This is a genomic window from Pseudooceanicola profundus, assembly GCF_054919315.1.
In genome coordinates, this window is record NZ_CM142898.1 from 1,286,665 (window position 1) to 1,313,092 (window position 26,428).

The 26,428-nt window shown below is 68.1% G+C and carries 32 protein-coding genes; 9 read left to right on the forward strand and 23 right to left on the reverse strand.

What is annotated here, in order from left to right; translation table 11 throughout:
- Positions 1-154 precede the first annotated feature (154 nt).
- The 3 genes from ACX9MO_RS05885 to hisC are packed head-to-tail and all read right to left on the reverse strand — an operon-like array spanning position 155 to position 3,095.
- Positions 155-1,045, reverse strand: coding sequence for an extensin-like domain-containing protein (locus ACX9MO_RS05885; protein ID WP_462213870.1), 891 nt, complete (start codon positions 1,043-1,045; stop codon positions 155-157).
- The gene (locus tag ACX9MO_RS05890) at positions 1,042-2,010 is read right to left on the reverse strand and encodes a prephenate/arogenate dehydrogenase family protein (RefSeq protein WP_462213871.1); all 969 of its coding nucleotides are present in this window, start codon (positions 2,008-2,010) and stop codon (positions 1,042-1,044) included. The genes ACX9MO_RS05885 and ACX9MO_RS05890 overlap by 4 nt, the downstream gene beginning before the upstream one ends.
- Positions 2,007-3,095 (reverse strand): histidinol-phosphate transaminase, encoded by a 1,089-nt coding sequence (hisC, locus tag ACX9MO_RS05895; protein WP_222491259.1) that lies wholly within the window; start codon positions 3,093-3,095, stop codon positions 2,007-2,009. Before hisC ends, ACX9MO_RS05890 begins: the two co-directional genes overlap by 4 nt.
- Positions 3,096-3,270: 175 nt before the next feature.
- Here hisC and ACX9MO_RS05900 point away from each other — a divergent pair, with 175 nt between their 5' ends.
- Positions 3,271-3,837 carry an N-acetyltransferase family protein gene (locus ACX9MO_RS05900; protein ID WP_462213872.1) on the forward strand — a complete coding sequence of 189 codons (567 nt, stop codon included), beginning with the start codon at positions 3,271-3,273 and terminating at the stop codon, positions 3,835-3,837.
- A 34-nt stretch (positions 3,838-3,871) separates the two neighbouring features.
- Here ACX9MO_RS05900 and ACX9MO_RS05905 read toward each other — a convergent pair whose 3' ends face one another.
- Positions 3,872-5,290, reverse strand: coding sequence for a homospermidine synthase (locus tag ACX9MO_RS05905; RefSeq protein WP_462213873.1), 1,419 nt, complete (start codon positions 5,288-5,290; stop codon positions 3,872-3,874).
- 222 nt (positions 5,291-5,512) lie between these two features.
- Here ACX9MO_RS05905 and ACX9MO_RS05910 point away from each other — a divergent pair, with 222 nt between their 5' ends.
- Positions 5,513-6,748 carry a putative DNA modification/repair radical SAM protein gene (locus ACX9MO_RS05910; protein WP_462213874.1) on the forward strand — a complete coding sequence of 412 codons (1,236 nt, stop codon included), beginning with the start codon at positions 5,513-5,515 and terminating at the stop codon, positions 6,746-6,748.
- A complete protein-coding gene (locus ACX9MO_RS05915) occupies positions 6,748-8,217 on the forward strand; it encodes a UdgX family uracil-DNA binding protein (RefSeq protein WP_462213875.1) in 1,470 nt (489 codons plus the stop codon). The genes ACX9MO_RS05910 and ACX9MO_RS05915 overlap by 1 nt, the downstream gene beginning before the upstream one ends.
- Positions 8,218-8,384: 167 nt before the next feature.
- On the opposite strand, the gene rpsD is transcribed toward ACX9MO_RS05915, so the two are convergent.
- The 8 genes from rpsD to ACX9MO_RS05955 form a co-directional block, all read right to left on the reverse strand.
- Positions 8,385-9,005, reverse strand: a complete 621-nt coding sequence (gene rpsD / locus ACX9MO_RS05920) for a 30S ribosomal protein S4 (RefSeq protein WP_222491249.1) — start codon at positions 9,003-9,005, stop codon at positions 8,385-8,387.
- A 215-nt stretch (positions 9,006-9,220) separates the two neighbouring features.
- Positions 9,221-9,556, reverse strand: a complete 336-nt coding sequence (locus tag ACX9MO_RS05925) for a DUF1491 family protein (RefSeq protein WP_222491247.1) — start codon at positions 9,554-9,556, stop codon at positions 9,221-9,223.
- Positions 9,557-9,560: 4 nt separating this feature from the next.
- The gene (gene era / locus ACX9MO_RS05930; protein ID WP_222491245.1) at positions 9,561-10,466 is read right to left on the reverse strand and encodes a GTPase Era; all 906 of its coding nucleotides are present in this window, start codon (positions 10,464-10,466) and stop codon (positions 9,561-9,563) included.
- A gap of 39 nt (positions 10,467-10,505) precedes the next feature.
- Positions 10,506-11,399 (reverse strand): DMT family transporter, encoded by an 894-nt coding sequence (locus tag ACX9MO_RS05935; protein ID WP_462213876.1) that lies wholly within the window; start codon positions 11,397-11,399, stop codon positions 10,506-10,508.
- Positions 11,396-12,082 (reverse strand): ribonuclease III, encoded by a 687-nt coding sequence (rnc, locus tag ACX9MO_RS05940; protein ID WP_222491243.1) that lies wholly within the window; start codon positions 12,080-12,082, stop codon positions 11,396-11,398. The genes ACX9MO_RS05935 and rnc overlap by 4 nt, the downstream gene beginning before the upstream one ends.
- Positions 12,079-12,918: a signal peptidase I gene (gene lepB, locus ACX9MO_RS05945; RefSeq protein WP_222491241.1), complete on the reverse strand. Its 840-nt coding sequence runs from the start codon at positions 12,916-12,918 to the stop codon at positions 12,079-12,081. The genes rnc and lepB overlap by 4 nt, the downstream gene beginning before the upstream one ends.
- A gap of 67 nt (positions 12,919-12,985) precedes the next feature.
- The gene (acpS, locus tag ACX9MO_RS05950) at positions 12,986-13,387 is read right to left on the reverse strand and encodes a holo-ACP synthase (RefSeq protein WP_222491239.1); all 402 of its coding nucleotides are present in this window, start codon (positions 13,385-13,387) and stop codon (positions 12,986-12,988) included.
- Positions 13,388-13,512: 125 nt separating this feature from the next.
- On the reverse strand, positions 13,513-13,710 hold the full coding sequence (locus ACX9MO_RS05955) for a hypothetical protein (RefSeq protein ID WP_462213877.1): 198 nt from the start codon (positions 13,708-13,710) through the stop codon (positions 13,513-13,515).
- A gap of 101 nt (positions 13,711-13,811) precedes the next feature.
- Here ACX9MO_RS05955 and ACX9MO_RS05960 point away from each other — a divergent pair, with 101 nt between their 5' ends.
- Complete coding sequence (locus tag ACX9MO_RS05960) at positions 13,812-14,702, forward strand: LysR substrate-binding domain-containing protein (RefSeq protein ID WP_462213878.1); 891 nt, start codon at positions 13,812-13,814, stop codon at positions 14,700-14,702.
- A 77-nt stretch (positions 14,703-14,779) separates the two neighbouring features.
- Here the strand turns inward: ACX9MO_RS05960 and ACX9MO_RS05965 are convergent, their stop codons facing one another.
- From ACX9MO_RS05965 to folK, 5 genes are all read right to left on the reverse strand, one after another.
- Positions 14,780-15,529, reverse strand: coding sequence for a pyridoxine 5'-phosphate synthase (locus ACX9MO_RS05965; protein WP_462213879.1), 750 nt, complete (start codon positions 15,527-15,529; stop codon positions 14,780-14,782).
- A 22-nt stretch (positions 15,530-15,551) separates the two neighbouring features.
- On the reverse strand, positions 15,552-16,199 hold the full coding sequence (locus tag ACX9MO_RS05970) for a DUF2062 domain-containing protein (protein WP_222491231.1): 648 nt from the start codon (positions 16,197-16,199) through the stop codon (positions 15,552-15,554).
- The gene (locus ACX9MO_RS05975) at positions 16,189-18,348 is read right to left on the reverse strand and encodes a RelA/SpoT family protein (RefSeq protein WP_222491229.1); all 2,160 of its coding nucleotides are present in this window, start codon (positions 18,346-18,348) and stop codon (positions 16,189-16,191) included. The genes ACX9MO_RS05970 and ACX9MO_RS05975 overlap by 11 nt, the downstream gene beginning before the upstream one ends.
- A gap of 34 nt (positions 18,349-18,382) precedes the next feature.
- Complete coding sequence (rpoZ, locus tag ACX9MO_RS05980) at positions 18,383-18,736, reverse strand: DNA-directed RNA polymerase subunit omega (protein ID WP_222491226.1); 354 nt, start codon at positions 18,734-18,736, stop codon at positions 18,383-18,385.
- Positions 18,737-18,809: 73 nt separating this feature from the next.
- On the reverse strand, positions 18,810-19,367 hold the full coding sequence (gene folK, locus ACX9MO_RS05985; protein ID WP_462213880.1) for a 2-amino-4-hydroxy-6-hydroxymethyldihydropteridine diphosphokinase: 558 nt from the start codon (positions 19,365-19,367) through the stop codon (positions 18,810-18,812).
- 153 nt (positions 19,368-19,520) lie between these two features.
- Here folK and ACX9MO_RS05990 point away from each other — a divergent pair, with 153 nt between their 5' ends.
- The 5 genes from ACX9MO_RS05990 (at position 19,521) to rnhA (ending at position 22,838) form a co-directional block, all read left to right on the forward strand.
- Positions 19,521-20,096 (forward strand): LabA-like NYN domain-containing protein, encoded by a 576-nt coding sequence (locus tag ACX9MO_RS05990; RefSeq protein ID WP_462213881.1) that lies wholly within the window; start codon positions 19,521-19,523, stop codon positions 20,094-20,096.
- 189 nt (positions 20,097-20,285) lie between these two features.
- Positions 20,286-20,747 (forward strand): YqaA family protein, encoded by a 462-nt coding sequence (locus ACX9MO_RS05995; protein WP_222491220.1) that lies wholly within the window; start codon positions 20,286-20,288, stop codon positions 20,745-20,747.
- 60 nt (positions 20,748-20,807) lie between these two features.
- Positions 20,808-21,761 carry a 4-hydroxy-3-methylbut-2-enyl diphosphate reductase gene (gene ispH / locus ACX9MO_RS06000; protein WP_462213882.1) on the forward strand — a complete coding sequence of 318 codons (954 nt, stop codon included), beginning with the start codon at positions 20,808-20,810 and terminating at the stop codon, positions 21,759-21,761.
- A 12-nt stretch (positions 21,762-21,773) separates the two neighbouring features.
- Positions 21,774-22,370, forward strand: a complete 597-nt coding sequence (locus tag ACX9MO_RS06005; protein WP_222491217.1) for a class I SAM-dependent methyltransferase — start codon at positions 21,774-21,776, stop codon at positions 22,368-22,370.
- 15 nt (positions 22,371-22,385) lie between these two features.
- A complete protein-coding gene (rnhA, locus tag ACX9MO_RS06010) occupies positions 22,386-22,838 on the forward strand; it encodes a ribonuclease HI (protein ID WP_222491215.1) in 453 nt (150 codons plus the stop codon).
- A 107-nt stretch (positions 22,839-22,945) separates the two neighbouring features.
- Here the strand turns inward: rnhA and ACX9MO_RS06015 are convergent, their stop codons facing one another.
- The 6 genes from ACX9MO_RS06015 to def (ACX9MO_RS06040) all read right to left on the reverse strand — a co-directional run bounded on the left by ACX9MO_RS06015 (position 22,946) and on the right by def (ACX9MO_RS06040) (position 26,344).
- Positions 22,946-23,383, reverse strand: coding sequence for an ion channel (locus tag ACX9MO_RS06015; protein ID WP_462213883.1), 438 nt, complete (start codon positions 23,381-23,383; stop codon positions 22,946-22,948).
- Positions 23,384-23,386: 3 nt separating this feature from the next.
- Entirely contained in the window at positions 23,387-23,623 is a 237-nt protein-coding gene (locus ACX9MO_RS06020; RefSeq protein WP_222491211.1) for a GlsB/YeaQ/YmgE family stress response membrane protein, read from the reverse strand.
- Positions 23,624-23,818: 195 nt separating this feature from the next.
- Positions 23,819-24,736 (reverse strand): methionyl-tRNA formyltransferase, encoded by a 918-nt coding sequence (gene fmt, locus ACX9MO_RS06025; protein WP_462213884.1) that lies wholly within the window; start codon positions 24,734-24,736, stop codon positions 23,819-23,821.
- 83 nt (positions 24,737-24,819) lie between these two features.
- Positions 24,820-25,317 (reverse strand): peptide deformylase, encoded by a 498-nt coding sequence (gene def, locus ACX9MO_RS06030; protein ID WP_222491207.1) that lies wholly within the window; start codon positions 25,315-25,317, stop codon positions 24,820-24,822.
- The gene (gene def / locus ACX9MO_RS06035; RefSeq protein WP_462213885.1) at positions 25,314-25,823 is read right to left on the reverse strand and encodes a peptide deformylase; all 510 of its coding nucleotides are present in this window, start codon (positions 25,821-25,823) and stop codon (positions 25,314-25,316) included. Before def (ACX9MO_RS06035) ends, def (ACX9MO_RS06030) begins: the two co-directional genes overlap by 4 nt.
- Before the next feature lie 2 nt (positions 25,824-25,825).
- Positions 25,826-26,344 carry a peptide deformylase gene (gene def, locus ACX9MO_RS06040; protein ID WP_222491203.1) on the reverse strand — a complete coding sequence of 173 codons (519 nt, stop codon included), beginning with the start codon at positions 26,342-26,344 and terminating at the stop codon, positions 25,826-25,828.
- Positions 26,345-26,428 lie beyond the last annotated feature (84 nt).

A 26,428-nucleotide genomic window follows, 5' to 3' on the forward strand; every position in this document is an offset into this window, starting at 1 on the left:
GAGGACAGCTGTCCTCCGGCCACTGAGCTCCGACTGAGGCCCCGACGTCGAGCCCGGCCCCGTACACGCGGCGGCCCCCGGGGCCGGTCGGGTCACCTGCACAGAGACGCTCGGACACGGCCCTGCAGAGGCGACAGGCTGTCAGCCCCTTGCCTCAGCGGCAGTAGGAGCCGGAGCGGTAGCGGGCCGTATCGAAATGGAAATGGTTGCGGTGGAAGCGGTCGGACTCCGGCCCCAGCACCGTGCCGAAGGGCCCGCAAGCGGCCTTGTGCAGGCGGCGCAGCAGCTTGCCGTCCTTGCGGGTCCTCCAGCCGTCCAGCACCGTGATCTCGGTCCCGTCGCGCAGCTTTATGGCCGAGATGTCGATCGCCCGCCCCTTGCCGTGCTCCGAGATCTTGGCCCCGCGCTGGTTGTTGCGCGGCCGGCAGGCGTAATGGGCCGCGACCTTCAGTTCGGACACACCGCCGCCACGCCGTCCGACCTCTTTCTTCAGCGCGCCGTCGACCCATGTCTTCAGCGTTCTGGCCGTCGTGCAATCGATCAGCGCATGGGTCGAGAGCGCCACGCCCGAGACCGCGCGCAGCCGCACGGCATCGTCGATGCCGCAGCCGGAATTGCCCGAAACCTGCCCCACGTGGATGCCCTGCAGCGCCGGATCGCCACAGACCGCGCCCTGCCGCTGCAGCGCCTCGGCCCGGCGGGCGGTCTCGGTGACCTGCGGCGGACGCGCGTGGGGGCGCATCGCGGCGAAGCGGTTGGGGTCGAGCGGCTCGGCCTCGGGACGGACGCCGAAGGTGCTTGGGGAAGCCTCCCGGGCGGGCGGGCGCGTGGCAGGTTGGCTGGTCCCGGGCGGCACGGCATTTTCCGCAACCCCGAGGTCCGCGGGCGAGATGAAGGCCTCTGCGGGCAGGACCTGCCCTTGCACGATCTGGCCCCGGGCCACGGGGCGCAGCGATTGATCGGGCGCCTTCGCCAGCAGGCTCAGCGGTGCGGCGAGACATCCCGCCAGCGCCAGAGCCGCCGCGACCCGCGCCCGGGCCGTCATGCGTCGGGCGCCTTGGGCTGACGCGGCCCGCCCCGGCCGAAGTCCGGGGCGGCGGTGTCCTGACCGGCCTCGATGATGCCGCGCCGTATCGCCCGCGTGCGGGTGAAGTAATCGAAGAGCAGGTCACCATCGTCGCGCCGGATCGCCCGCTGCAGGCGGAAGAGCTCCTCGGTGAAGCGCTGGAGGATCGACAGCGTCGCCTCCTTGTTCGAGAGGAAGACGTCGCGCCACATGGTCGGGTCCGAGGCGGCGATCCGGGTGAAGTCCCGGAAACCGGCGGCGGAATACTTGATCACCTCGCTGTCGGTCACCCGGCGCAGGTCGTCGGCCACGCCCACCATCGTGTAGGCGATGAGGTGCGGCGTGTGGCTGGTGACGGCAAGGACAAGGTCATGATGCTCGGCGTCCATCTCGTCGACGTTGGCGCCCAGCCCCTCCCAGAACCGGCGCAGCGTCGTGATCGCCTCCGCGTCGGAGCCCTCGGAGGGCACGATCAGGCACCAGCGGTTGTCGAAAAGCTCGGCAAAGCCCGCCTCGGGGCCGGAATGCTCGGTCCCTGCCAGCGGGTGCGCCGGGACGAAATGCACGCCCTCGGGGATATGCGGCCCCACGGCGTCGATGACGGATTTCTTGACCGAGCCCACGTCGGAGACAGTGGCGCCGGGCTTCAGCGCGCCGCCGATCTCCTCGGCCACGGCGCCCATGGCGCCCACGGGCACGCAGAAGATCACGAGGTCCGCGTCGGCCACGGCCTCGGCGGCGGTGCCGGCGACGGTGTGGCAGAGGCCGATCCGGCGGGCGGTCTCGCGCACCCCCGGGTCGCGGTCATAGCCGATGATCTCGCCCGCCACCTGGCCGCGCTGCGTGGCCCATGCGATCGACGAGGCGATCAGGCCGAGGCCGATCAGCGCAAGCTTGGGATAGACGGGGGCCGCGGCGGCCGGGGTCGTCACGTCGGTGGTCATCGTGCGCCGCCCTTGAACTGGCCGATGGCATGGGCCACGCGGCGGCAGCTGGATTCGTCGCCCACCGTGATGCGCAGGCAATGCGGCAGCTTGTAGCCCGCCACGCCGCGCACGAGCAGGCCTTGGGATTTCAGGTAAGTGTCACAGGCCATGGCCTCTTCCTCGTCGGCGAAGCGCGCGAGGATGAAGTTGGCCGTCGACGTGTCGGAGGGCACGCCGTGCTCGGCCAGCGCCTCGGCCAGCCATGTCCGCAGGCGGGCGTTTTCCGAGCGCGAGCGGTCCACGTGGGCACGGTCGCGCACGGCGGCCTCGGCCGCGGCCAGCTGCGTGGAGGAGAGGTTGAACGGCCCCCGGATGCGGTTGAGCACGTCGATCACCTCCTGCGGGCCATAGCCCCAGCCGATCCGCAGCCCGCCGAGGCCGTAGATCTTGGAGAAGGTGCGCGTCATGACCACGTTCGACCGGCTGTCCACCAGCGCGGCGCCGCCGTCGAAGCCTTCGACATATTCGGCATAGGCGCCATCGAGGACCAGCAGCGCCTGCTCCGGCAGACCGGCGGCGAGCCGCGCGACCTCGTTGCCGCCGATCATCGTGCCGGTGGGGTTGTTCGGGTTCGCGATGAAGACCAGCCGCGTGCGCTCGTTGCAGGCCGCCAGAAGCGCGTCCACGTCCGTGACACGCTCGCGCTCCTTCACCTCGACGGGCGTCGCGCCCGCGGCGAGGGCCGAGATCCGGTACATGGAGAAACCATGTTCGGTGAAGAGCACCTCTTCGCCCGGCCCGGCATAGGCCTGACACAGGAAGGCGATGATCTCGTCCGAGCCGACGCCGCAGATGATCCGCTCGGGGTCGAGCCCGTGGGTGTCCGCGATGGCCCGGCGGAGCGAGGCATGATCCGTGGAAGGATAGCGGTGCAGGTCGTAGACGGAGCGCCGCACGGCCTCGACGGCCGCTTCCCCCGGGCCGAAGGGATTCTCGTTCGACGAGAGTTTCACCACGTCGGTCTGGCCTGCGACCTTGGACGCGCCGCTCTGGTAGAGCGCGATGTCCATGATGCCGGGCTGAGGTCTGATCGAATGGGTCATGTGTCTCACCTGAAATATCGGCCCTGCATAGCGAGGGCCGACCGGTCTGACCAGCATAGGCCGATCATGTCTGCCCTGTCATTGCGGCAGGGTTGCAACAGGGTCGCAGGGGGTGCTTTTTCGTCCGTGCTGCCCGGTCTAGGGTCGCCGCTCAACGGGTCGAGAAGGGCGGGACATGCCGGACACCAGCACAAGCGGCCAGATCGGCAAAGAGATCGGCCCGGGGATCAGCCCGCAGATCGGGCCCGCACGGGCCGAGGAGGCCCCGGCGCTGGCGGCGCTGTCGATCGAGGTCTGGCTCGGCACCTACATCCGCGAGGGCGTGGCCCCGGTCTTTGCCGACTACGCGCTGCGCCACTTCACCGCAGAGGCGGTGGCGGGCTGGATCGCCGCGCCGGAGGGGGTGTTCCTCGTCGCCCGCGACACCGCCGGGCCGGTAGGTTACCTGAGGCTGGAGGAGGCCCGCCCTGCCCCGGTCATGGCACCCGGCGTCTCGCAGGCCGAGATCGTCACACTCTATGTCCGCCCCCGCTTCCACGGCGTCGGGCTGGGCCGGGCCCTGCTGGCCGCGGGGCTGGAGGCGGCGCAGGCACGCGGGCTGCCGCGCCCGTGGCTGGCGGTGAACTCCGAGAACACCGGGGCGCTGGCCTTCTACGCCGCCTGCGGCTTCGTCAGCATCGGCCAGACCGTCTTCCGCATCGGCGAGGGCGCCTATCCGAACGAGTTGCTGGCCGCGCCCTGATCCATCTGCGCCCCAATCTTTCTACGCAGGGGCCTCAGCCCGCCAGCACGTTGCGGAAGGCCCAGGGGTTCTCCTCGTCCAATTCCTCCGGGAACTGGGTCTGGCGATTGGTGAGCGGCGTCCAGTCGGTGTAATGCCCCTCGACCGGGCCGAGGTAGGGCTTCTGGATCTCCAGACAGCGGGCGTGGTCCATCTCATCGGTCTCGACGATGCCGGCCTCGGGGTTCTCCAGCGCCCAGACCATCCCTGCCAGCACGGCAGAGGAGACCTGCAAGCCGGTCGCGTTCTGGTCCGGGGCAAGGGTCTTGGTCTCTTCGTTAGACAGTCGCGAGCCGTACCAGAGCGCGTTCTTCTCGTGGCCGTAGAGCAGCACGCCCAATTCGTCGATCCCGCCGGGCTCGATCTCGTCGACGCCAAGGATGTGGTGATCGGTCTGGATCTGCTCCGAGCCGAACATCTCGTGCAGCGACAGCACGGCATCGTCGCAGGGGTGGTAGGCATAGTGGCAGGTGGGCCGGAACTCCGGCGCTTCGACCATGCCGACGGTGTAGTAATCCGCGATGGAGATCGCCTCGTTATGGGTCACGAGGAAGCCGAACTGCGGCCCCGGGGTCGGGCACCATGTGCGGATGCGGGTGTTGGCGCCCGGCTGCTCCAGCCAGATGCCCGCAAGGCAGCCGTAGTCGTAGCCATGCGCATTGTCGGGCTTCCACGTCTCGGCGGTGCCCCAGCCCAGTTCCGCGGGCTGGAAGCCCTCGGCGATGAAGCCCTCCACCGACCATGTGTTCACGAACTGCCCCGGCTCGCGCGGGGTCAGGCGGACCTGCGTGTCGCGCTCCGCGATATGGACGCCCTTCACGCCGAGGTCGCGCATCAGTCGCCCCCAGCCCGGGCGGTCCGTCGGCGGGGTCGCGTCGCGGCCCGTGTCCTCGGCCAGCTTCAGCAGCGCCTCCTTCACGAACCACGAGACCATGCCCGGGTTCGCCCCGCAGCAACTGACCGCCGTGGTGCCGCCGGGGTTGGCCGCCTTCTCGTCCCGCACCTTCTGGCGCAGGGCATAGTTGGTGCGCGCGGCATTGTCCTCGGTCTCGAAGTAGTAACCCGCCCAGGGCTCCACCACCGTGTCGATGTAGAGCACGCCCTTCTCGCGGCAGAACCGCAGGATATCGAGCGAGGAGGTATCGACCGAGAGGTTCACCACGAAGCCCTTGCCCGTCTCGAAGAGCCCGCCCAGCACCTCGCGGTAGTTCTCGGGCGTCAGCGCCACCTCCAGATGCCGGATGCCACGCTCTCTCAGCTCTGCCGCCACGGCGCCGTTGGGTTCGATCACCACCAGCTTCTCGCGGTCGAAGTCGAAGTGACGCTCGATCAGCGGCAGCGTGCCCCGGCCGATCGAGCCGAAGCCGATCAGGATCACGGGGCCGTCGATACGGGCATGGACGGGATGGGTCACGGGCTCTCTCCTGCTGGCGGTCCGGTCTGAACCTAGAGTGCGCAATCGCGCCGTCCATGCAATGGCCCCGCGCGCAATCGTCCGCGATCTCCTGACGAAAGCGGTCGGCGGCGGACGCCGCCCCGACCGCCCGCGCAGATGTGATCGCCTGCGACGGTGCAGAGCGCGCGAGTAGGGATGCAAGCCATTGATCGGGCGCCATGCAGAACATACCATGAACACATGGGTAAGAAATCTCTCGATCAGAAACTCGCGATTCTCTCCGATGCGGCGAAGTACGATGCCTCCTGCGCCTCCAGCGGGGGGCAGAGGCGGGATTCGCGCGATGGCAAGGGCATCGGCTCGGTCACCGGGTCGGGCATCTGTCATGCCTATGCGCCGGACGGGCGCTGTATCTCGCTGCTCAAGATCCTGATGACGAACTTCTGCATCTACGACTGCGCCTATTGCGTGAACCGTGTCTCCTCCAACGTGGAACGCGCCCGCTTCTCGCCCGAGGAGGTGGTGGAACTGACGCTGGAGTTCTATCGCCGCAACTACATCGAGGGGCTCTTCCTCTCCTCCGGCATCATCCGCAGCCCCGACGACACGATGGCCGACATGGTGCGTATCGCCCGGATGCTGCGGCAGGAGCACGGGTTTCGCGGCTACATCCACCTCAAGACGATCCCCGATGCGGCGCCCGAGCTGATCGAGGCGGCGGGCCTCTACGCCGACCGGCTGTCGATCAACGTGGAGCTGCCGACCGACAAGGCCGTGGCCGATTACGCGCCCGAGAAATCACCCGAACGCATTCGCCGCGCCATGGCCGACGTGCGCCTGCTCAAGGAGGCCCGCAAGGAAAAGAGCTTCACCGGCAAGCGCCCGCCCCGCTTTGCCCCCGCGGGCCAGTCGACGCAGATGATCGTCGGTGCGGACGGGGCGCAGGACACGACGATCCTGCGCAGCTCGACCCGGCTCTATTCCTCCTACCGGCTGAAGCGGGTCTATTACTCCGCCTTCTCCCCGATCCCCGACAGCTCTGCCGCGCTGCCGCTGGTGAAACCTCCGCTCATGCGCGAGCACCGGCTCTATCAGGCGGACTGGCTGCTGCGCTTCTACGGCTTCGACGTGGAGGAGATCGCCGCTGCTGCGCCCACGGGCAACCTCGACCTGGAGGTCGACCCCAAGCTGGCCTGGGCGCTGGCGAACCGGCATCTCTTCCCGCTGGACGTGAACCGGGCCGAGCGCGAGATGCTGCTGCGCATTCCCGGCGTCGGGGTACGTTCGGTGAACCGCATCCTCGCCACGCGGCGGCACCGGACGCTGCGCTACGAGGACCTCGTGCGGATCGGGGCCAACATGAAGCAGGCCCGGCCCTTCCTCACGGCGCTGGACTGGCATCCGCGCGCGCTGACCGATTCCGCCGATCTGCGCGCCCGTTTCGCCCCGCCGCCCGAGCAGTTGCAGCTGATCTGATGCGCCGCGTCGCCCTGCCCGAGATCGGCACCTTCGAAGCTTGGCGCGCCGCCGCGCGCGACCTGTTGGCCGAAGGCGTGCCGCCGGAGCAGGTGCTGTGGCATCGCGGCGCGGCAGAGGCTGACCTCTTCGCAGGCGGGGACGATCCGGCGCAGGGCCTGCCCGGCGACCTCTTCGGCGGTACACCGGCCCCGCCCGCCAAAGCCGTCACCGTACCCAAGGGTTTCGTCCAGCTGGCCCGGATGGTGGTCTGGCACCGCGACCCCGAACGGTTCGCCCGGCTCTACGCCTTGCTGTGGGCGCTGCGCGACAGCCGTGGCCTGCTGGAGGACCGGGGCGATCCGCGCGTCGACCGGCTGAACCGCATGGCCAAGGAGGTGGGCCGCGACAAGCACAAGATGACCGCCTTCGTACGCTTCCGCGACCTCGGCCATGACGGCCCGCGCCGCCGCTTTGCCGCGTGGTTCGAGCCGACGCACCTGATCCTTGAACCCACCGCACCCTTCTTCGAGAAACGCTTCGGCGACATGGACTGGTCGATCTTCACCCCCGACCTGACGGCGCATTTCGTGGAGGGACAGACCCGGCTCGAGCCTGCCGTGGCCCGGCCCGACCTGCCGCAGGACGCCGCGGAGGAGCTCTGGCGGACCTACTTCCGCAACATCTTCAACCCCGCGCGGCTGAAGGTGAAGGCGATGCAGGCCGAGATGCCGCGCAAGTACTGGCGCAACATGCCCGAGGCGGAGATGATCCCCGAGCTGATCGCCACCGCGCAGAGCCGCGCCCGCGCCATGGCCGAGGCCGCGCCGACACTGGCCCCGGCGCGCGCGGCCAGGATCGGGGCCCGGCTGCGCGCCCCCGAGGCGGCCGAGGTGCCGCAGGGGCTCGACGCACTGAAGGCCGGGCTGGCAGGCTGCCGCCGCTGTCCCCTGTGGGAGAACGCCACCCAGCCGGTGCCGGGCGAGGGCCCGCTGGATGCGCCGCTGATGATCGTGGGTGAACAGCCCGGCGATCACGAGGACCTCGCCGGGCGGCCTTTCGTGGGGCCGGCGGGGCAGCTCTTCGACGTGGTGGCGGCGCGGGCGGGCCTCCGGCGCGACCGGGCCTTCGTGACCAATGCGGTGAAACACTTCAAGTTCACCCCGCGCGGCAAGCGGCGACTGCATCAGGCCCCCAATGGCGGCGAGATCCGGCACTGCCGCTGGTGGCTCGACCTGGAGCGCGAGATGGTCAAGCCCCGGCTGATCCTCGCCATGGGGGCCACGGCCTTGGAAAGCCTGACCGGCGACCGGCGCGACCTGATGAAACGGCGCGGTCGGCTGGAGGCGGCGGAGGACGGCACACCGGTGCTGATCACGGTGCACCCCTCCTACCTGCTGCGCCTGCCCCCGTCGGAGCGTCCGCAGGCCGAGGCGGCCTTCGAGGCCGACCTGCGGCAGGCCGCCGGGATCATCGCTGCGGCGGGCTGAGGCACGGTGCGCGACACGGGGCGCGACACGACCGAGGTCCCGGAAAACTGCGCCCGCGCCGCCCGGCAATACCCCTCACCAGACCCCCGCCCTGACCAGCCGAACCCACAAAAGCAAAAAGGGCCACACCAGAGGTGCGGCCCTTTCCGGATCGGATCGGCGCAGGATCAGTTCTGCGCGTAGAATTCGATGACGAGGTGCGGTTCCATCTGCACGGCGTAGGGAACGTCGCCCAGGGCCGGGGTGCGCACGAAGGTCGCGGTCATCTTCGAGTGGTCGGCCTCGATGTAGTCGGGGACGTCACGCTCGGGCAGCTGGGTGGCTTCCATGACGACGGCGATCTGCTTGGACTTGTCGCGGACCTCGATGACGTCACCCTCTTTCACGCGGTAGGAGGGGATGTTCACGCGCTGGCCGTTCACGGTCACGTGGCCGTGGTTCACGAACTGACGTGCAGCAAAGATGGTCGCCACGAACTTGGCGCGGTAGACGACGGCGTCCAGACGGCGCTCGAGCAGGCCGATCAGGTTCTCACCGGTGTCGCCCTTCACACGCTCTGCTTCGGCGAAGATGCGGCGGAACTGCTTCTCGGTCAGGTCGCCGTAGTAGCCTTTCAGCTTCTGCTTGGCGCGCAGCTGCAGACCGAAGTCCGACATCTTGCCTTTGCGGCGCTGACCGTGCTGGCCGGGGCCGTATTCGCGGCGGTTGACCGGGGACTTGGCGCGGCCCCAGATGTTTTCGCCCATGCGGCGGTCGATTTTGTACTTGGCAGACGTGCGTTTGGTCACGGCTGATCTCCTTCGTCAGAGCGCCGCCCGGGGGCGGCCATGAAGGGCGTTGTCCTCTTGGGCGTGAACCCATGACAGGAATCCCCTTGCGGGGCCCACCAACACCAATGAAGCCGCGCTTATACGCGGGATTTGCGGGGAGTCAACGGGCGCGGGGCGATGTTTCTCGCCGCCCTACGCCTTTCTTTCAAGGCCACGCTCCGGGGCGCGGCCCCTCACTCCGACAGGCCCGGTTCGTCCAGCAGGTGGCGGCCGTGGCGGTCCTCCACCTCGATCACCCAGAGATCGGGATCATAGCCCCGCTGGCGGGTGACGGCGGCATCCACCTCGGCCTCGGCGCCCTCGGCCAGCACCTCCCAGCGGCGCGCGCCCGACATCAGGTCGAAGCCGCGGGTGAAGGCCCGTGCCTGCCCGTCCAGCGTCGCCAGCTTCACCAGCACCGCGCCCGCCGTGTCGTCGCCATGGGCCACGACGAAGGCCGGAATGTCGGCCAGCCGCAGCCGGGCGAGGTAGGCCTGCACCCAGAATTGCGCCGTCAGGCGGGGGGACATGGGCTCAGTTCCCGTCCTTGAAGTCGAGGCCCATCTCGGAATAGCGTTCGGCCTCGTCGAGCCAGTTGGTGCGCACCTTCACCTGCAGGAAGAGGTGGACCCGGCGGCCGAGGAATTCCTCCAGCTCTTCGCGCGCGGCCTTGGAGACGGCCTTGATCGTCTCGCCCTTGTTGCCCAGCACGATGCCCTTGTGGCCGTCGCGGCTGACATAGACGATCTGGTCGATCCGGGCGGTGCCATCGGGGCGCTCTTCCCAGTTCTCGGTCTCGACCGTCAGCTGGTAGGGCAGCTCCTGGTGCAGGCGCAGGGTCAGCTTCTCGCGGGTCATCTCGGCGGCGATCATGCGCATCGGCAGGTCGGCGATCTGGTCCTCGGGGTAGAGCCACGGGCCCTCGGGCACTTCACCCGCCAGCCACTTGCGCAGGTCGTCGACGCCATAGCCCTTCTCGGCCGAGATCATGAAGGTCTGGGCAAAGTCATAGGCGGCGTTCAGCTTCTCGGTCAGGGCCAGCAGCACGGGCGCCTCGACCCGGTCGATCTTGTTGATCGCAAGGGCAACGGTGCGGCCCTTGCCGATCTCGGCAAGCCCTTCGAGGATCTTCTCGACGCCCTCGGTCACGCCGCGGTGCGCCTCGACCATCAGCACGACCACGTCGGCATCGGCGGCCCCGCCCCAGGCGGCGGCGACCATGGCGCGGTCCAGCCTGCGGCGCGGCTTGAAGAGGCCGGGCGTGTCGACGAAGACGATCTGCGCCTCGCCCTCGAGGGCCACGCCGCGGATGCGGGCGCGGGTGGTCTGCACCTTGTGCGTCACGATCGAAACCTTGGCCCCCACCATGCGGTTCAGCAGGGTGGATTTACCGGCGTTCGGCTCTCCGATCAGGGCGACGAAACCTGCGCGAGTGGTCATGGGATGTCCTTTGTTGGCTGGCGGGCCTCATAGGGCAGTTTAACCTGCACGGCCAGCCCTGTCTGCGGTCCTCTGCACGCGGGCGCCCCGCAGGAGGGTGTAAATCCCGCTGCCGACGATCAGAACGGCCCCGGCGAGGGTCCAGAGATCGGGCCGTTCCCCGAAGAAGACGATGGCGATGACGAGGGCAACCAGTAGCCGCGAGTAGCGGAACGGCGCCACGACCGAGATCTCGCCGGTGCGCATCGCCTGCGTCAGCAGCGTGTAGGCGGTCACCCCGAAGGCGGCGGTCAGCGCCAGCGAGAGCAGCGTCTCGCCATCGGGCATCCGCGGCGGGGCCGGGTCGATCAGCATCAGTACCGCACCGGAGAGGGCGACCACCCCGAAGCCCAGCACGCCCAACTGCCAGCGGGACACCGCCGGGGGGCTGGTGCGCGTGGCAAGGTCGCGGCCCGCGAAGCCCACCATGGCGATCACCGCGAGGATCACGTCGGCGCGGAAGGCCTCGGGCGTGGGGCGCAGGATCAGCAGCACGCCGAGGAAGCCCACCGACATGGCGATCCAGCGCCGGGGGCCGACCTGTTCGCCCAGCAGAACCGCCGCCCCTGCCGTGACCACCAGGGGCGTCGCCTGCAGGATGGCCGAGGTGGTGGAGAGCGGCGTGTAGGCAAGGCTGAGCGCGAAGAAGAGCCGGCCTGCGGTCTCGAAGCCGGAGCGGATCAGCAGCGGCCGCGAGAAGGACGCCGGGTGCAGCGGCGCCTGCCCGGCCCGCAGCGCGAGGCCCGAGAAGATCGCCAGCCCCGCCAGCCCGAAGAGCAGCAGCGCAAAGCCCGGCGGCAGGCTGGCGGTCACATGTTTGTAGAAGGCGTCCTCGCCGGCGAAGGCCATCATGGCGAGGACCATGAAGAGCGCGCCGCGGGCGTTGTCGCTCAAGCCCCGCCCTCGAGCCGGTCCAGCAGGGCCTTGGCCGCCGCCTGTTCCGCCTTGCGCTTGGAGGCGGCGGTGGAGGCTTCGCTCTCGCCGTTCTCCAGCCGCGCCTCGATGGTGAAGACGGGCGCATGGTCGGGGCCGCGCCGGCCGGTCTCGACATAGGTCGGCGGTTGCAGCCCGCGGGCCTGCGCCCATTCCTGAAGCGCGGTCTTGGGGTCACGGGCGTCGGCCTCGACCTTGCCGATCCGGTCGCCCCAGAGCCGCAGGATCATCGCCTGCGCGGCATCGAGACCACCGTCGAGGTAGACCGCTGCGATCACCGCTTCCATCCCGTCGCCCAGCAGGGCCAGCTTGCGCCGCCCGCCGGACATCATCTCGGACCGTCCCAGCCGCAGCACCGCGCCAAGGTCGACCTCGCGCGCGACGTCGGCGCAGGTCTCCTTGCGCACGAGCGCGTTGAACCGCGGCGCGAGCTGCCCCTCGGAGGCGGCACGATCGCCCTCCAGCAGGGCCTGCGCCATGACGAGGCCCAGCACCCGGTCGCCGAGGAACTCCAGCCGCTGGTTGTCATCCCGATGGACCGAGGCCATCGAGGAGTGCGTCACCGCGCGCGCCAGGAGCTCGGGCTGGGAGAACGTATGCCCGATCCGGCCCTGGAAGGCCTTCAGTTCCGCCGACAGTTTCACTCGATCGCCTTGAAGAACCGGTCGCCGCGCCAGGTCCAGAAGAAGAGCATCGAACGCCCGGCCGAGGAGAACATGATCCGGTCGGCGCGACCGATGATATTCTCGAAGGGCACCATGCCGACGCCGCCGGCCATCTGCGAGAAGCGCGAGTCCGTCGAGTTGTCGCGGTTGTCGCCCATCATGAAATAGTGGCCCTCGGGCACGGTGAAGACATCCGTGTCATCCGCGCGCGGCTGGTAGCCGATGTTCAGGATGTCATGGGAGGAGCCACCGGGCAGCGTCTCGGTCTGGCGCGACTTGAGGCATTCCGCCCCCTCGCCCACCGGGCCGTTCTCGCAGCGCGGGTAGCGGCCTTCCGGCCCCTGACGCTCGTAGACCTCGGAGAAGTTGCCCGCATCTTCGAGACCGACGGCCTCGTCGTTGATGTAGAGCACGCTGTCGCGGACCTGGATCTTGTCGCCCGGCAGGCCGATCAGCCGCTTGATGTAGTCCTGCCCGGTCACCGGGTGGCGGAAGACCACCACGTCGCCGCGCTCGGGCTCGCTGCCCAGCAGGCGGGTGTTGTCGCCGTCAAGGAAGCCGCAGATGTCCTTGGCGTCCACTTCGACCCCCAGCGACGCGATGCGGATCGTCGGGCAGGAGGCGTAGGAATAGCCGTAGGCCATCTTGTTCACGAAGAGGAAGTCACCGATCAGCAACGTGTCCTTCATGGAGCCCGAAGGGATCCAGAAGGGCTGGAACAGGATCGTGCGGAAGAGCCCCGCGATGATCAGAGCCCAGAAGATCGTCTTGATCGTTTCCCAGATCGCGTTGCCCGAGCCGTCCTTGGAAGCCATGTTCCTGCCTCTTTGCTAAGCCGTCGGGGGCTTCATGCGGGGCGGGCACAATGGTGTCAAGGCGTCGTCAGGCCGCCGGGCGGGCCTCGATCACCACGAAAGCCTGCGCCCAGGGGGCATCATCGGTCAAAGTCACGTGAACATGGGAGATATGGCCCGCGGGGGTCAGGGCGGCCAGCCGCTCGGCAGCCCAGCCGGTCAGATGCATCACGGGCTGTCCGCTTGTCAGGTTGGTCACGCTCATGTCGCGCCAGGAGATGCCCATGGCAAGCCCGGTGCCGAGCGCCTTCGAGCAGGCCTCCTTGGCCGCCCACCGCTTGGCATAGCTGGCCACCGGATCGGCGAGGCGGTCGGAGCGGCGGCGCTCCTCCTCGGTGAAGACACGCGTGCGGAACCGATCGCCGAAGCGGGCCAGCGTGCCGCCGATCCGGTCGATGTTCGCTAGGTCGCTGCCGATGCCGAGGATCATGTTGGGGCCCTTTCGCTGGTCCCGCCCCGCTTACCGCGCCGGGGCGCGATTGTCAGGGGGGAGGCGTGGGCCAGGCCCATGCGAGGCCCGTATGTGGTCCGTGTGGGGCCCGTGTGGGGCCCTCTTCAGGCCCGCTGCACGCGCGGTTGCGCGCAGCGTGCCGCCGTCTCCGCGGCACGGCCCGGGGCCGGCGGCGGGGTCAGCGGCAGATCTGCCAGGTCCCGGTGGCTCATCCGGGCGATCTGCGGGTCCGCAAAGGGATCTCCGCGATGCCCGTCCGGGCGGGCCGGGGCGGCAAAGAACGTCTTGAACCAGTTTGTCATGGTCTTCTCCTTCTGTTCTGGTTTCAGATATTGGCAATATGGGGCATCCGCTTTCGCCTTAAAACTGGCCAAGAGCTGAAATCCTGTTTAGCTTTTCTAAAATGGAAAGATTGCGGAACGCCCCCCTGAACGGATTGCGCGCGGTCGAGGCGGTGGCCCGTCTGGGCAGCCTGCGGGCCGCCGCGCAGGAGCTGGGTGTCTCGACCGGGGCAGTGAGCCAGCAGGTCGCCCGCACCGAGGCGGCGCTTGGACGACAGCTTTTCGACCGGGCACCGGGCGGCCTTCAGGTGATGCCCGGGGCGGAGGACGTGATGCGCCTGCTCTCGGACGGCTTCGGGCGGATCGCGGCGGCGGTGGACCTGTCCAAACGCGATCGGGCGCAGATCCTCACGATCTCGGTCGCGCCGATCTTTGCCGCCCGCTGGCTGATCTGGCGCCTGCCGGAATTCACCCGCGCCCACCCCGAGATCAAGGTGCGGCTCGATTCCGACGTGACGCTGGTCGATCCCAATGCGGGCGACGTGGACTTCGCGATCCGCATCGGGCGCGGCCCCTACCCCGGGCTGACCGCCGATCACCTGCTGGACCAGCTGGTGATCCCGGTCTGCAACGCCGACTGGGCCGCCCGCATCAAGACCCCCGCCGATTTCGGAAAGGTACCGGTCATCCGCGATGCCCGCGCCATGTTCGACTGGGATGTCTGGCTGCGCCCGGAGGGCGAAAGCGCGGCGATCCTCGGCGAGGGGCCGGTCTTCAACGAGGCCTCGCTGGGGCTCGACGCCGCGATGGCGGGCGAAGGGGTGCTGCTGGCTTTCGAGACGCTCTGCCACGATGCGCTGGAGCGCGGCCAGATCAGCGCGCCGATCCCCCGCTATCACCCGACGGGGCTGAGCTATTGGCTGGTCTCTGCGGCGGACCGGTCACTCTCGACGCCTCAGCGGCAGTTCCGCGCATGGCTCAAGGAGGCGCTCGCGGCCTCGGGCATGGGATGAAGACTTGGGGAAAGAGGAAGCCGCGGAGCCTTCCGTGGCGCCGCGGCTTCGAGATGTCAGGCGGAGAGGCGGAGGCCTCAGGCGCGGGCTTCGTCCATCAGGCGGCGCATCTCGGCGATGGCCGGCTGCAGGCCGCGGAAGATCGCCTCGCCGATGAGGAAGTGACCGATGTTGAGTTCGCGCACCTCGGGGAAGGCGGCGATGGGGGCCACGGTCTCGTAGGTGAGCCCGTGCCCGGCGTGGACCTCGAGCCCCAGCGAATGGGCGAAGCTGGCCATCTCGCGCAGGCGCTCCAGCTCCGCGTCCCGCTCGGCGAAGCGGCCCTCGGCATAGGCGTCGCAATAGGCGCCGGTGTGCAGTTCGATCACCTCGGCACCGATGCGGTGCGCGGCTTCGATCTGGGGCCGGTCGGCGGCGATGAAGATCGAGACCCGGCAGCCCGCGTCGCGCAGGGGGGCAATGAAATGGGCCAGCTTGTTCTCTTCGCGCGCCACTTCCAGCCCGCCCTCGGTCGTGCGCTCCTCGCGCTTCTCGGGGACGATGCAGACGGCGTGGGGCTTGTGGCGCAGGGCAATGGCCTGCATCTCGTCGGTCGCGGCCATCTCGAAGTTGAGCGGCACCGAGAGGACCTCCATCAGCCCGTCGATATCGGCGTCGGAGATGTGGCGGCGGTCTTCACGCAGGTGGGCGGTGATCCCGTCGGCGCCGGCGTCCTCGGCCAGTTTCGCGGCGCGTAGCGGATCGGGATAAGCGCCGCCACGGGCGTTGCGGACAGTGGCGACATGGTCGATGTTCACGCCGAGGCGCAGTTTGGGGGCGTCGTTCATGGTCTCTCCTGTCGTGCAGGTCTCAGCGGCCCTCGACCTTGTGGGTCTTGGCCTTGATGGCCTTCAGCTTGGCCTGAATAGCACCGCGCCGCCGGGCCTGATAGGCCTTGATCAGCGGAAGGCTGACGTAATAGGCCGCTGCCGCCGCGATGAGCCCCGGGATGATCCCGCCGATCATGTAGGGGAAGAAAATCTCGTGGTAGAAGATCGACAGCCCATGCCATTCCGCCTGCCGGTCGGTGAAGATCGCGGCGAAATTGTCCTTCAGGTCATCGGCGGCATGAAGGAACTTGATCGCGATCCCGTCGCGGATCTCGCCCTCGGGCTTGGGCGGGCGGCCCAGCAGGAAATGTCCGGTCTGCAGACAGATCACCCCGATCGGGATGTAGGTCAGCGGGTTGCCGACGAAGGTCCCCAGCAGGGAGGCGAGGATATTGCCCCGCAGGATCCATGCCAGCGTGGCGGCGACCACGAAATGCAGCCCGTAGAACGGCGTGAAGACGGTGAAGACCCCCGCCGCGATGCCGCGTGCAATGCGGTGCGGCGTGTCCGGCAGACGACGGAGGCGATGCTTGACGTAGTGAAAGGCCCGGGTCCACCCCCCGCGCGGCCACAGGAAATCCCGAAGGATGATCCAGAATGGCCGTTTGTCGCGGCGTTTAAAGACCAACGGTCTCTCCTTCTGTCGTTTCTGCGTGGCGGTCCTGATAGACCGGCCGGCGACGCCGTTCGATGGCGGCCACGTCACTTTCCGCCGCGAGGGCCGAGGTGATCGTGTGCAGGTGCTCGGCGTCCCGCAGCTCCAGATCTATTTCCACTTTGTGAAAGTCAGGTTTCGTATCCCTGAATGTCATGTCGGAAATATTGGCCTTCTGCTCTCCGATCAATGTGCAAATCCGGCCAAGGACCCCGGCATCGTTCCGAAGCGTGACTTCCAGCGTCACCGGGTAGATCGCCTGGTGCTTGCCGTCGTGCCAGTGCAGGTCGATCCAGCGGTCGGGCTGATCCTCGTAGGCGGCCAGCGACTCGCAGTCGATGGCATGCACGACCACGCCGCGGCCCCGGAAGGTGATGCCCACGATCCGCTCGCCCGGGAGCGGCTGGCAGCAGCTCGCGCGCTCGAAGCTCTGCCCCTCGGAGAGGCCGATGACGGCGCGGTCCCACTCCACCGCCTCGCCCTCGACCGGGGCCAGATCGGGGTAGACGGCATTCACCGCCTCGCGGCCCGAAAGCTCGGCCGAGCCGAGACGGGCCAGCAGTTCGTCGGGTCCGGCAAGGCGCAGCTTGTCGGCGGCGGCTTCCAGCGCGCGGTCGGTGGCCTTGCGGCCCACGTGTTCGAAGGCGACCCGCGCCAGTTCGCGGCCCAGCTTGATGAAGCGCTCGCGGTCCACCTCGCGCAGGGCGCGGCGGATGGCGGTCTTGGCCTTGCCGGTATGCGCGATGTCGAGCCACGTGGCCTGCGGCATCTGGCCCTCGGCGGTGATGATCTCGACCGACTGGCCGTTCTTCACCCGGGTCCAGAGCGGCACGCGCATGCCGTCGATCTTGGCGCCGACACAGGCGTTGCCGATCCTTGTGTGGATCGCATAGGCGAAGTCGATGGGCGTGGCGCCGCGCGGCAGCTTGACCACCTCGCCCTTGGGCGTGAAGCAGAACACCTTGTCGGTGTACATCTCCAGCTTGACCGCCTCGAAAAAGTCCTCGTGATCATCCTCGGCGGTGAAGCTTTCGGAGAGCGAGGCGATCCACTTGGCGGGATCGACGGCAAAGGGGTTCTCGGCCCGGATGCCATCCCGGTACGACCAGTGCGCGGCGACGCCGGCCTCGGCGACCTCGTGCATCTGGATGGTGCGGATCTGCACCTCCACCCGCTTGCCGTCACGGCCCGACACGGTGGTGTGCAGCGAACGGTAGCCGTTGGACTTCGGCTGGCTGATGTAATCCTTGAACCGCCCGGGGACCGAGCGCCAGCGACGGTGGATCACGCCGAGCGCGCGGTAGCAGTCATCCTCGGTCCGGGTGATGATGCGGAAGCCGTAGATATCGGAGAGCCGCGAGAAGCCCTGCGCCTTCTCCTCCATCTTGCGCCAGATGGAATAGGGTTTCTTGGCGCGGCCAAAGACCTCGGCCTCGATCTGGCTCTCGGCCAGCAGGCTGCGCATGTCGGTCTTGATGCGTTCGACCACGTCGCCGGCTTCGTTCTGCAGCGTGACGAAGCGGCGGATGATGCTGTCGCGGCCCTTGGGGTTCAGCACCTTGAAGGCGAGGTCTTCCAGCTCCTCGCGCATCCACTGCATCCCCATGCGGCCCGCCAGCGGGGCGAAGATGTCCATCGTCTCCCAGGCCTTCTGGGCCTGTTTCTCGGGGCGCATGGACTTGATCGTGCGCATGTTGTGCAGCCGGTCGGCCAGCTTGACGAGGATCACCCGCAGGTCGCGGGACATCGCCATGAAGAGCTTGCGGAAGTTCTCGGCCTGCTTGGTCTCCTTCGAGGAGAGCTGCAGGTTGGTCAACTTGGTCACCCCATCGACAAGATCCGCGATCTCGCGGCCGAACTTGTCGGCGACCTCGGAATAGGAGGCCTTGGTGTCCTCGATCGTGTCGTGCAGCAGGGCGGTGATGATGGTCGCATCGTCCAGCTTCTGCTGGGTCAGGATCACCGCCACCGCGACCGGGTGGGTGAAATAGGGCTCACCCGAGTGGCGGAACTGCCCCTCGTGCATCGCGCGGCCGAAATCATAGGCCGCGCGGATCAGGTCTGCATTGGACTTCGGGTTGTAGGCGCGGACCAGACCAACCAGATCGTCGGCGGACGTCATCTTACTGCGCCTTTCCCCTGAGAGGCTGACCCTGTCAGCCCTGCCCCTGTGCTTCCATCAGGGCGCGCAGCAGTTTTTCCTCGGACATGTCGTCCTCGGCCGGGCGGTCTGCCTCGGCGCCCATGAGCAGGGCCATGCTGTCGTCCTCGGGCTCGTCGACCTCGATCTGGCTCTGGTTGGCCTCGATCAGACGCTCGCGCAGCTCGTCGGCGGACTGGGTCTCGTCTGCGATTTCGCGCAGGCTCACCACCGGGTTCTTGTCGTTGTCGCGGTCCACGGTGATCGCGGCACCGGAGGAGATCTCACGGGCGCGGTGGGCGGCAAGAAGGACAAGCTCGAACCGGTTCGGAACCTTGTCGACACAATCTTCAACGGTAACTCGGGCCATAGGGGCACTCCGGTCTTTGGGCGGCTAGAGGATGTGTGTGTAAAGCCCCTGCTGCCTATTGACAAGGCAAGAGTCACAGCGGGACGACGGATCTCCGCTCCTCCACGGGCAGATCCGCACACATTTCGGAGATTGTAGCACCGAGAAGCGGGTGGCGCCAGTGCGGTGCGACGTCCATCAGGGGGACAAGGACGAAGGCCCTGTCCTGCAGCCGCGGGTGGGGCAGAATCAGCCGGTCCGGGGTCTGTCGCTGCTGCTCGTCCGGCGGCAGGCGGCGCCAGAGGGTCTGCGTGGCGGCATCAGGCAGGATCGCCTGACCGCAGGCGATGACATCCAGGTCGACCGTGCGCCCGGTCCAGCGACCGGCACGGACCCGGCCGAACTGTGCCTCGATGCGGTTCAGCAGGGCGAGGAATGCGGTGGGTTCGAGGGGTGATTCGGCCTCCAGCGCACCGTTGACGTAGTCCGGACCGGCCCCGGCGGGGAAGCATGGAGTGGCATAAAATCTGCTTATATTAAGAATATTTACCCCTGAAACGGACAGCTCATCAACCGCAGCGTGCAATGTTTCAAGGGGTTTCCCGACTTTGGAATCTAAATTGCCTCCGAAGGCGACGAGGTAACTTCCCATAAATTTCCTGCAACCTATACTTTTGGACGGGGCGCCACTCTTGCGGTAAGAGTGAAGCACTTCTATTTTTCCACCCTTATTCCGCCGCTGAATTCATTACCACTCACACACTCACGGACAAGCGTGCGGGATTTTGACCAGAAAGGTAGTTTTATGTTTTACAAGGACGAACGGCTCGCGCTGTTCATCGATGGGTCCAACCTGTACGCTGCCGCGAAGGCACTCGGCTTCGACATCGACTACAAGCTTCTGCGCCAGGAATTCATGCGCCGCGGCAAGCTGCTGAGAGCCTTCTATTACACTGCGCTGCTCGAGAACGACGAATATTCGCCGATCCGGCCGCTGGTGGACTGGCTGCATTACAACGGGTTCACCATGGTGACCAAGCCCGCCAAGGAATACACCGACAGCCAGGGCCGCCGTAAGGTCAAGGGCAACATGGACATCGAACTGACCGTCGATGCCATGGAACTCGCCCCGCGCGTCGATCACATCGTTCTCTTCTCGGGCGACGGGGATTTCCGCCCGCTGGTGGAGAGCCTGCAACGTCAGGGCGTGCGCGTCTCGGTGGTCTCCACCATCCGCTCGCAACCGCCGATGATCGCCGACGAGCTGCGCCGCCAGGCCGACAACTTCATCGAGCTCGACGAGCTGAAGGAAGTGATCGGCCGCCCTCCGCGCGAGCATAACACCGACGAAGAGCGCGTGCGCGCCGTCGCGAACCACTGACAGCCTCCGCGGGCCGGCCCTCCGGCCCCGGGCACCCACAGCCGGCAACCGGACAGTCCCGCCATCGGGGCGCGTCGGGGCCAGTCAGGGCGTCACTCCGCCCACGACAAGCCCGGACCTGCGCCCCACCCGGCGGGGCCTCCGCGCGCCGGACTTGACGACAGCGCCATCGAGCCCACGTCGGAGCGCATGAGCCCGCTTGCCGCCCTCGCCACCATGGCCCTCGCCGCCTTCGGCGCCGCCACCCTCCTGCCCTTCCAGTCAGAGGTGGTCTTCGCGGCCTTCCAGACCCAGGGCACCGCGCCCCTCGTTCCCCTGATCATCGTTGCCAGCGTCTTCAACACGCTGGGCTCTGCCGTGAACTACGCCTTGGGCCGCGGGATCGAACATTACCGCCACCGCCGCTGGTTCCCGGTGAGCGAGGCGCAGCTGACCCGCGCGCAGGAGTGGTACAGCCGCTGGGGCATCTGGACGCTGCTGCTGTCCTGGGCACCGCTGGGGGATGCGATCACCGTGATCGCGGGGATCATGCGCACGCCGCTCTGGCTCTTCCTGACGCTCGTCGGACTGGCAAAGACCCTGCGATACATCCTGCTGGCGGCGCTCACGGCGCAGCTCTTCGGCACCGCCTCTTTACTCGCCGGGGTGTGACCCTTAGATCCGGGACAGACCCGCAGGATCCCGCCCCGGGACGCACCGGAAACAGGACCGATGACCCAGAAACCGCCCCTCACCCTCTACCTCGCCGCCCCGCGCGGCTTCTGCGCCGGCGTCGACCGCGCGATCAAGATCGTCGAGATGGCGCTGCAGAAATGGGGCGCGCCGGTCTATGTCCGCCATGAGATCGTGCACAACAAGTTCGTCGTGGACGGGCTGCGCGACAAGGGCGCGGTCTTCGTCGAGGAGCTGGACGACTGCCCCGACGACCGGCCGGTGATCTTCTCGGCCCATGGCGTGCCCAAGGCCGTCCCGGCCGAGGCCGCCCGCCGCGAGATGATCTATGTCGACGCCACCTGCCCCCTCGTCTCCAAGGTCCATATCGAGGCCGAGCGGCACCATGAGAACGGCCTCCAGATCGTCATGATCGGCCATGCCGGCCACCCCGAGACGATCGGCACCATGGGCCAGCTGCCGCAGGGCGAGGTGCTGCTGGTGGAGACCGAGGCCGACGTGGCCACGCTCGACGTGCGCGATCCGGCGCAGCTGGCCTTCGTCACCCAGACCACGCTGTCGGTGGATGACACCAAGGGGATCGTGGCCGCGCTGCAGGCGCGCTTCCCGGCCATCGTGGGCCCGCACAAGGAAGACATCTGCTACGCCACCACCAACCGGCAGGAGGCCGTGAAGGCCATGTCCGGCCAGATCGACGCGATGCTTGTGGTGGGCGCGCCCAACTCCTCGAACTCGCGCCGCCTCGTCGAGGTCGCGGCGCGCAACGGCTGCGGCTATGCCCAGTTGGTGCAGCGTGCGGGTGACATCGACTGGCGCGCGCTGGAGGGCATCCGCGCCATCGGCATCACCGCCGGGGCCTCCGCCCCCGAGGTGCTGGTGGACGAGGTCATCGCCGCGCTTTCCGACCGCTACGAAGTTACGCAGGAGCTGGTCGAGACGGCGCAGGAAAACGTCGAGTTCAAGGTGCCCCGCGTCCTGCGGGTCCCGGCCTGAGAGGAGCGCGCCATGGCCGATCGTCAGACCCTCGATGTCTACGACAGCCAGACGGCGCGCTACGCCGCCCGGGCGCAGGGCGAACCCAGTGAAAGCGCCGCCCTTCAGGCGATGATCGACGCGCTGCCCCCCGGGGCGCGGGTGCTCGACCTCGGCTGCGGGCCGGGGCATTTCTCTGCCGCCATGGCACGGGCGGGCCTCTCCCCCGATCCGGTCGATGCCTCCGCCGAAATGGTTGCCCATGCGGCCCGCGAATACGGGCTTCTGGCCCGGCAGGCCGCGTTCTCGGATCTCGCGGCCGAGGCAGCCTATGACGCCGTCTGGGCGAACTTCTCGCTGCTCCACGCCCCCAAGGCGGAGTTCCCCGGCCACCTCGCCCGCATCCGGCGCGCGCTGAAGGACGGCGGCCTGCTGCACCTCGGCATGAAGATGGGCGAAGGCGAGGCCCGCGATACCCTCGGCCGGTTCTACGCCTACTATGGCGAGGAGGAACTGGCCGAGCTGGTGATCGCCGCGGGCTTTGCCGTCACGGGCACCAGGACGGGCACCGGAACCGGGCTTGACGAGGCCGGCTTCGCATGGTGTTTCCTGACCGCCCGCGCGACCTGACGGATCGGAGACAATATGCCTGAGTTCTACGCCTATACCGATGGCGCCTGTTCCGGAAATCCGGGCCCCGGGGGCTGGGGCGTACTGCTGCAGGCCAAGGAAGGCGAGTCGGTCCTGAAGGAACGCGAGCTCAACGGCGGCGACGCGGACACCACCAACAACCGGATGGAACTTCTGGCGGCGATCTCGGCGCTGGAGGCCCTTGGCCGGGACACGACGATCACCGTGGTGACCGACAGCGCCTACGTGAAGAACGGCGTGACCAGCTGGATCCACGGCTGGAAGCGGAACGGCTGGAAGACCAAGGACCGCAAGCCGGTGAAGAACGCCGAGCTCTGGCAGCGCCTCGACGAGGCCCAGAAGCGCCACGCGGTGACGTGGAAGTGGGTCAAGGGACACGCCGGCCACCCCGAGAACGAACGCGCCGACGAGTTGGCGCGCGCGGGCATGGCGCCCTTCAAGTCCTGATCCATCGCCCGACGGGGCCGCAACAGCGCGGCCCTACCCGGAAAATGCGCATTTTCCGGACCGTTTTCTTCGCAGAAAACGGGCAAGGTTGATGCCGTGGCGCAGGATCAGAAGAGGCGCGGGCCGGGTCGGTTCGGCCGCATCTCCCGCAGCAGGTTCATGATCATGGCCGAGGTGACGCCGACGTTCAGGATGCCGTTGACCGCGGTCAGCCCCGAGAGCAGCCGCCACTCCTGCGGCAGCACGATGTCCCCGAAGCCCAGTGTCGTGAAGGCCACCAGCGAGAAGTAGAGCGATTCCTCCAGCGTCTCGAAGATGCCGAGTTGACGGTAGGCCGCCGCCCAGACCCAGACCGAGGCGGTGATCATCAGCATTGCCCCCACGAGGCCGAAGGCCAGCATGAGCATCTGCTTGCCCGCGTGCGGGGGCCGCTCCAGCCAGCCGCGGAGCCGGCCCAACACGTAGCTGATCCCACCGAAGACAAGCGCCGCGATCATCGTCGAGACGATGGTCAGCCCCGAGCCGATCAGGAATTGCGCCAGCATGGATCAGCGCCCGATGTAGGTTTGCCAGAGCCAGATCAGCACAATCGCGCCCAGCACGGCCCCGATCAGCCCGCCAAGCATCCCCATGGCGGTCAGCAGCATCCGCACCACCAGCCCGCCGATCAGCGCGCCCCCGATGCCGATGACGACCGTGGTGACGACGTTGGCCTGAATGTTCATGATCCGCGTGGCAAAGAACCCGGCCGCAGCCCCGATGATCAGCAACCAGACGATGGCCATCTGCGTGTCTCCCTCGTTGACGGGTCCAGCATTCCCCAGAGGACGCCGACGCGCAACCCCGCGAGGGCCGGCGCGACGGAGCGTCCCGAAAGGCGCAGTCACCTTATCTTCAGGCGCTTGGGGGGCCTCCGGTCAGGCAGGGCAACCTCTCACTCGGGCCACCCGGCAGGCCACATCCCGCCACGCAACCGCCCATCAGGCCAGCGTGTCGCCCGGTGCGATCTGCGATCCGCGCAGGAACTCCCCGATTTCCTGTGCCCCGCGGCCTGCGCGCTGTGCGCGGGTCACGGCCACGGCGCCGGTGCCGCAGGCCACCACGAGGCCTGTATCACCGGCAGAGAGCACGGTGCCCGGCGTGCCGGAGCCGTCTGCGACCCGGGAGGCCAGCAGCTTCAGCCGCTCCCCCTCCCAGTCGCACCACGCGCCGGGGAAGGGCGAGAGGCCGCGGATCAGCCGGTCGATCTCGGCCCCGTCGCGGGTCCAGTCGATCCGCGCCTCGGCCTTGTCGATCTTGCTGGCGTAGGTCACGCCCTCCTCGGGCTGGACCTCGGGCGTCAGGCTGTCGATCCGGCCTAGCGCCTCGACGATCGCCCCGGCGCCGAGCGCCGAGAGCCGGTCGTGCAGCTCTGCCGTGGTTTCCTCCGTGCCGATCTCAACCGCCTTGCGCAGCAGCACCGGCCCGGTGTCGAGCCCGGCCTCCATCTGCATGATGCAGACGCCCGTTTCGGCATCACCCGCCATGATCGCCCGGTGGATCGGCGCGGCGCCGCGCCAGCGGGGCAGCAGCGAGGCATGGATGTTGAGGCAGCCAAGCCGCGGCGCGTCCAGCACCGCCTGCGGCAGGATCAGACCATAGGCCACAACGACGGCCACATCGGCCTGAAGCGCGGCAAACTCCGCCTGCTCCTCGGCGCCCTTCAGGCGGACGGGGTGGCGCACCTCCAGCCCCAGTTCGGCGGCCCGGGCATGGACGGGCGTGGGCGTTTCCTTCTTGCCGCGACCAGCGCGGCGCGGCGGCTGGCAATAGACCGCGGCGATCTCGTGACCGGCGCCGACCAGCGCCTCCAGTACCGGAACCGAGAAATCGGGCGTGCCCATGAAGATGATCCGCATCGCGTGTCCCTTTCCGTGCGTGTGGCGCCCGTGGCCGCGCAGTTCCGCGGGCCGGCCACCGAGGTGGCCGCTCAGGCAGCCGCTCAGTTCTTGAGGCGCTTGGCCTTGCGCAGCAGCATGTCGCGTTTCAGCTTCGACAGCCGGTCGAAATACATCTTGCCCGCGAGGTGGTCGATCTGGTGCTGGACCGAGGTCGCCCAGAGGCCGACGAAATCCTTCTCCTCGACCTCGCCCGCCGCGTTCAGGAAGCGCACCGTCACGGCACGGGGCCGCTCGATCCGGGCCGAGACGCCGGGCAGGTTCGGGCTGGCCTCCTCGTGCGGGCGCAGCTGGACTGAGGCATGGAGCACCTCGGGATTGGCCATGCGCACGACCTTGCCGCGCTCCTCGGAGGCATCGACCACGGCGAGGCGACGCATCACGCCGATCTGCACGGCGGCCAGGCCGACGCCGGGCATTGCCTCCATCGTGTCGATCATGTCGTCCCAGATCGCGCGGACCTCGTCGTCGATCTCGGTCACGTCTTCGGCAGCGGTGCGCAGGCGGGCATCGGGCCAGGGGATACAGCGGCGGGCAGTCATGCAGAGGCCTCCTTGGCGGCGGCGTAATCGGCTTCCAGTCCGGCGCGCAGCTCTGCCGCCACGCGGTCGAAGATCACGGTGCCGTCCAGGTGATCCAGTTCATGCTGGGCGCAGGTGGCCCATGCGCCGGTCATCTCCTGCTGGTGCATCTGCCAGGCGGCATCCCACCAGCGCAGGGTGATCCGTGCGGGCCGCGCCACCGGCATCGCCACGCCGCGGATCGAGAGGCAGGCCTCCTGCGCGGTCGACAGCTCCCCGGAGGCTGCGACGATCTCGGGGTTGAGACAGGCGACGGGGCTCCTGTCGCCCTCCTTCCACGTCACGTCGATGACGAAGAGGCGTTTCATCACGCCGACCTGCGGCCCGGCAAGGCCCCGGCCCGGCGCGGCATACATCGTGTCGAACATGTCGGCGACGAGGGCGGTCACGTCCTCGCCGTGCTCCAGCGGGGTGCAGGTCCGGGCCAGCCGGGGATCGGGCCACGCAAGGATCGGCAGGACGGCCATCCTCAGTCCCGCGCCCGCTCGCGCTTGAGCTTCTGCATCTTGCGGGTGATCATCTGGCGGCGCATCGGCGTCAGGTAGTCGATGAAGAGCTTGCCATCGAGGTGGTCGATCTCGTGCTGGACGCAGGTCGCCCAAAGGTGATCGAAGGTTTCGGTCTGCTCCTTGCCGTCGCGGTCGATCCAGCGCACCTCGACCTCGGCCGGGCGGGTCACCTCGGCGTATTGCTCGGGGATCGAGAGACAGCCTTCCTCGTAGACGCTGGTCTCATCCGATTTCGCGATGACCTCGGGGTTGAACATGATCAGCGGGCGCGGCGTCTCGCCTTCTTCCTTGACGCAATCCAACACGATCAGCCGGTGCCCCATGCCGATCTGGGGCGCGGCCAGGCCGATGCCCGGCGCGTCGTACATGGTTTCGAGCATGTCATCCGCCAGAACGCGCAGCTCGTCGGAGAGATCTGCGACGGGGGCGGCGACCTTCTTGAGGCGGGGATCGGGGTGGATCAGGATCGGGCGTTTCATGCGCCCCATTTAGGCGATGCCCTGCCGCCGCGCAACGGCCCTTGCGAGTTGTGCAGCAGAGGTACTTGCGCCTGTCATCTATTT

Coding starts and splice junctions, on each gene's coding strand:
- ACX9MO_RS05885 (WP_462213870.1), bottom strand. CDS start 1,045: ATGACGGCCCGGGCGCGGGTCGCGGCGGCTCTGGCGCTGGCGGGATGT.
- ACX9MO_RS05890 (WP_462213871.1), bottom strand. CDS start 2,010: ATGACCACCGACGTGACGACCCCGGCCGCCGCGGCCCCCGTCTATCCC.
- hisC (WP_222491259.1), bottom strand. CDS start 3,095: ATGACCCATTCGATCAGACCTCAGCCCGGCATCATGGACATCGCGCTC.
- ACX9MO_RS05900 (WP_462213872.1), top strand. CDS start 3,271: ATGCCGGACACCAGCACAAGCGGCCAGATCGGCAAAGAGATCGGCCCG.
- ACX9MO_RS05910 (WP_462213874.1), top strand. CDS start 5,513: ATGGGTAAGAAATCTCTCGATCAGAAACTCGCGATTCTCTCCGATGCG.
- ACX9MO_RS05915 (WP_462213875.1), top strand. CDS start 6,748: ATGCGCCGCGTCGCCCTGCCCGAGATCGGCACCTTCGAAGCTTGGCGC.
- ACX9MO_RS05925 (WP_222491247.1), bottom strand. CDS start 9,556: ATGTCCCCCCGCCTGACGGCGCAATTCTGGGTGCAGGCCTACCTCGCC.
- era (WP_222491245.1), bottom strand. CDS start 10,466: ATGACCACTCGCGCAGGTTTCGTCGCCCTGATCGGAGAGCCGAACGCC.
- lepB (WP_222491241.1), bottom strand. CDS start 12,918: ATGGCTTCCAAGGACGGCTCGGGCAACGCGATCTGGGAAACGATCAAG.
- acpS (WP_222491239.1), bottom strand. CDS start 13,387: ATGATCCTCGGCATCGGCAGCGACCTAGCGAACATCGACCGGATCGGC.
- ACX9MO_RS05955 (WP_462213877.1), bottom strand. CDS start 13,710: ATGACAAACTGGTTCAAGACGTTCTTTGCCGCCCCGGCCCGCCCGGAC.
- ACX9MO_RS05960 (WP_462213878.1), top strand. CDS start 13,812: ATGGAAAGATTGCGGAACGCCCCCCTGAACGGATTGCGCGCGGTCGAG.
- ACX9MO_RS05965 (WP_462213879.1), bottom strand. CDS start 15,529: ATGAACGACGCCCCCAAACTGCGCCTCGGCGTGAACATCGACCATGTC.
- ACX9MO_RS05975 (WP_222491229.1), bottom strand. CDS start 18,348: ATGACGTCCGCCGACGATCTGGTTGGTCTGGTCCGCGCCTACAACCCG.
- rpoZ (WP_222491226.1), bottom strand. CDS start 18,736: ATGGCCCGAGTTACCGTTGAAGATTGTGTCGACAAGGTTCCGAACCGG.
- folK (WP_462213880.1), bottom strand. CDS start 19,367: ATGGGAAGTTACCTCGTCGCCTTCGGAGGCAATTTAGATTCCAAAGTC.
- ACX9MO_RS05990 (WP_462213881.1), top strand. CDS start 19,521: ATGTTTTACAAGGACGAACGGCTCGCGCTGTTCATCGATGGGTCCAAC.
- ACX9MO_RS05995 (WP_222491220.1), top strand. CDS start 20,286: ATGAGCCCGCTTGCCGCCCTCGCCACCATGGCCCTCGCCGCCTTCGGC.
- ispH (WP_462213882.1), top strand. CDS start 20,808: ATGACCCAGAAACCGCCCCTCACCCTCTACCTCGCCGCCCCGCGCGGC.
- ACX9MO_RS06005 (WP_222491217.1), top strand. CDS start 21,774: ATGGCCGATCGTCAGACCCTCGATGTCTACGACAGCCAGACGGCGCGC.
- rnhA (WP_222491215.1), top strand. CDS start 22,386: ATGCCTGAGTTCTACGCCTATACCGATGGCGCCTGTTCCGGAAATCCG.
- ACX9MO_RS06015 (WP_462213883.1), bottom strand. CDS start 23,383: ATGCTGGCGCAATTCCTGATCGGCTCGGGGCTGACCATCGTCTCGACG.
- ACX9MO_RS06020 (WP_222491211.1), bottom strand. CDS start 23,623: ATGGCCATCGTCTGGTTGCTGATCATCGGGGCTGCGGCCGGGTTCTTT.
- fmt (WP_462213884.1), bottom strand. CDS start 24,736: ATGCGGATCATCTTCATGGGCACGCCCGATTTCTCGGTTCCGGTACTG.
- def (WP_222491207.1), bottom strand. CDS start 25,317: ATGACTGCCCGCCGCTGTATCCCCTGGCCCGATGCCCGCCTGCGCACC.
- def (WP_462213885.1), bottom strand. CDS start 25,823: ATGGCCGTCCTGCCGATCCTTGCGTGGCCCGATCCCCGGCTGGCCCGG.
- def (WP_222491203.1), bottom strand. CDS start 26,344: ATGAAACGCCCGATCCTGATCCACCCCGATCCCCGCCTCAAGAAGGTC.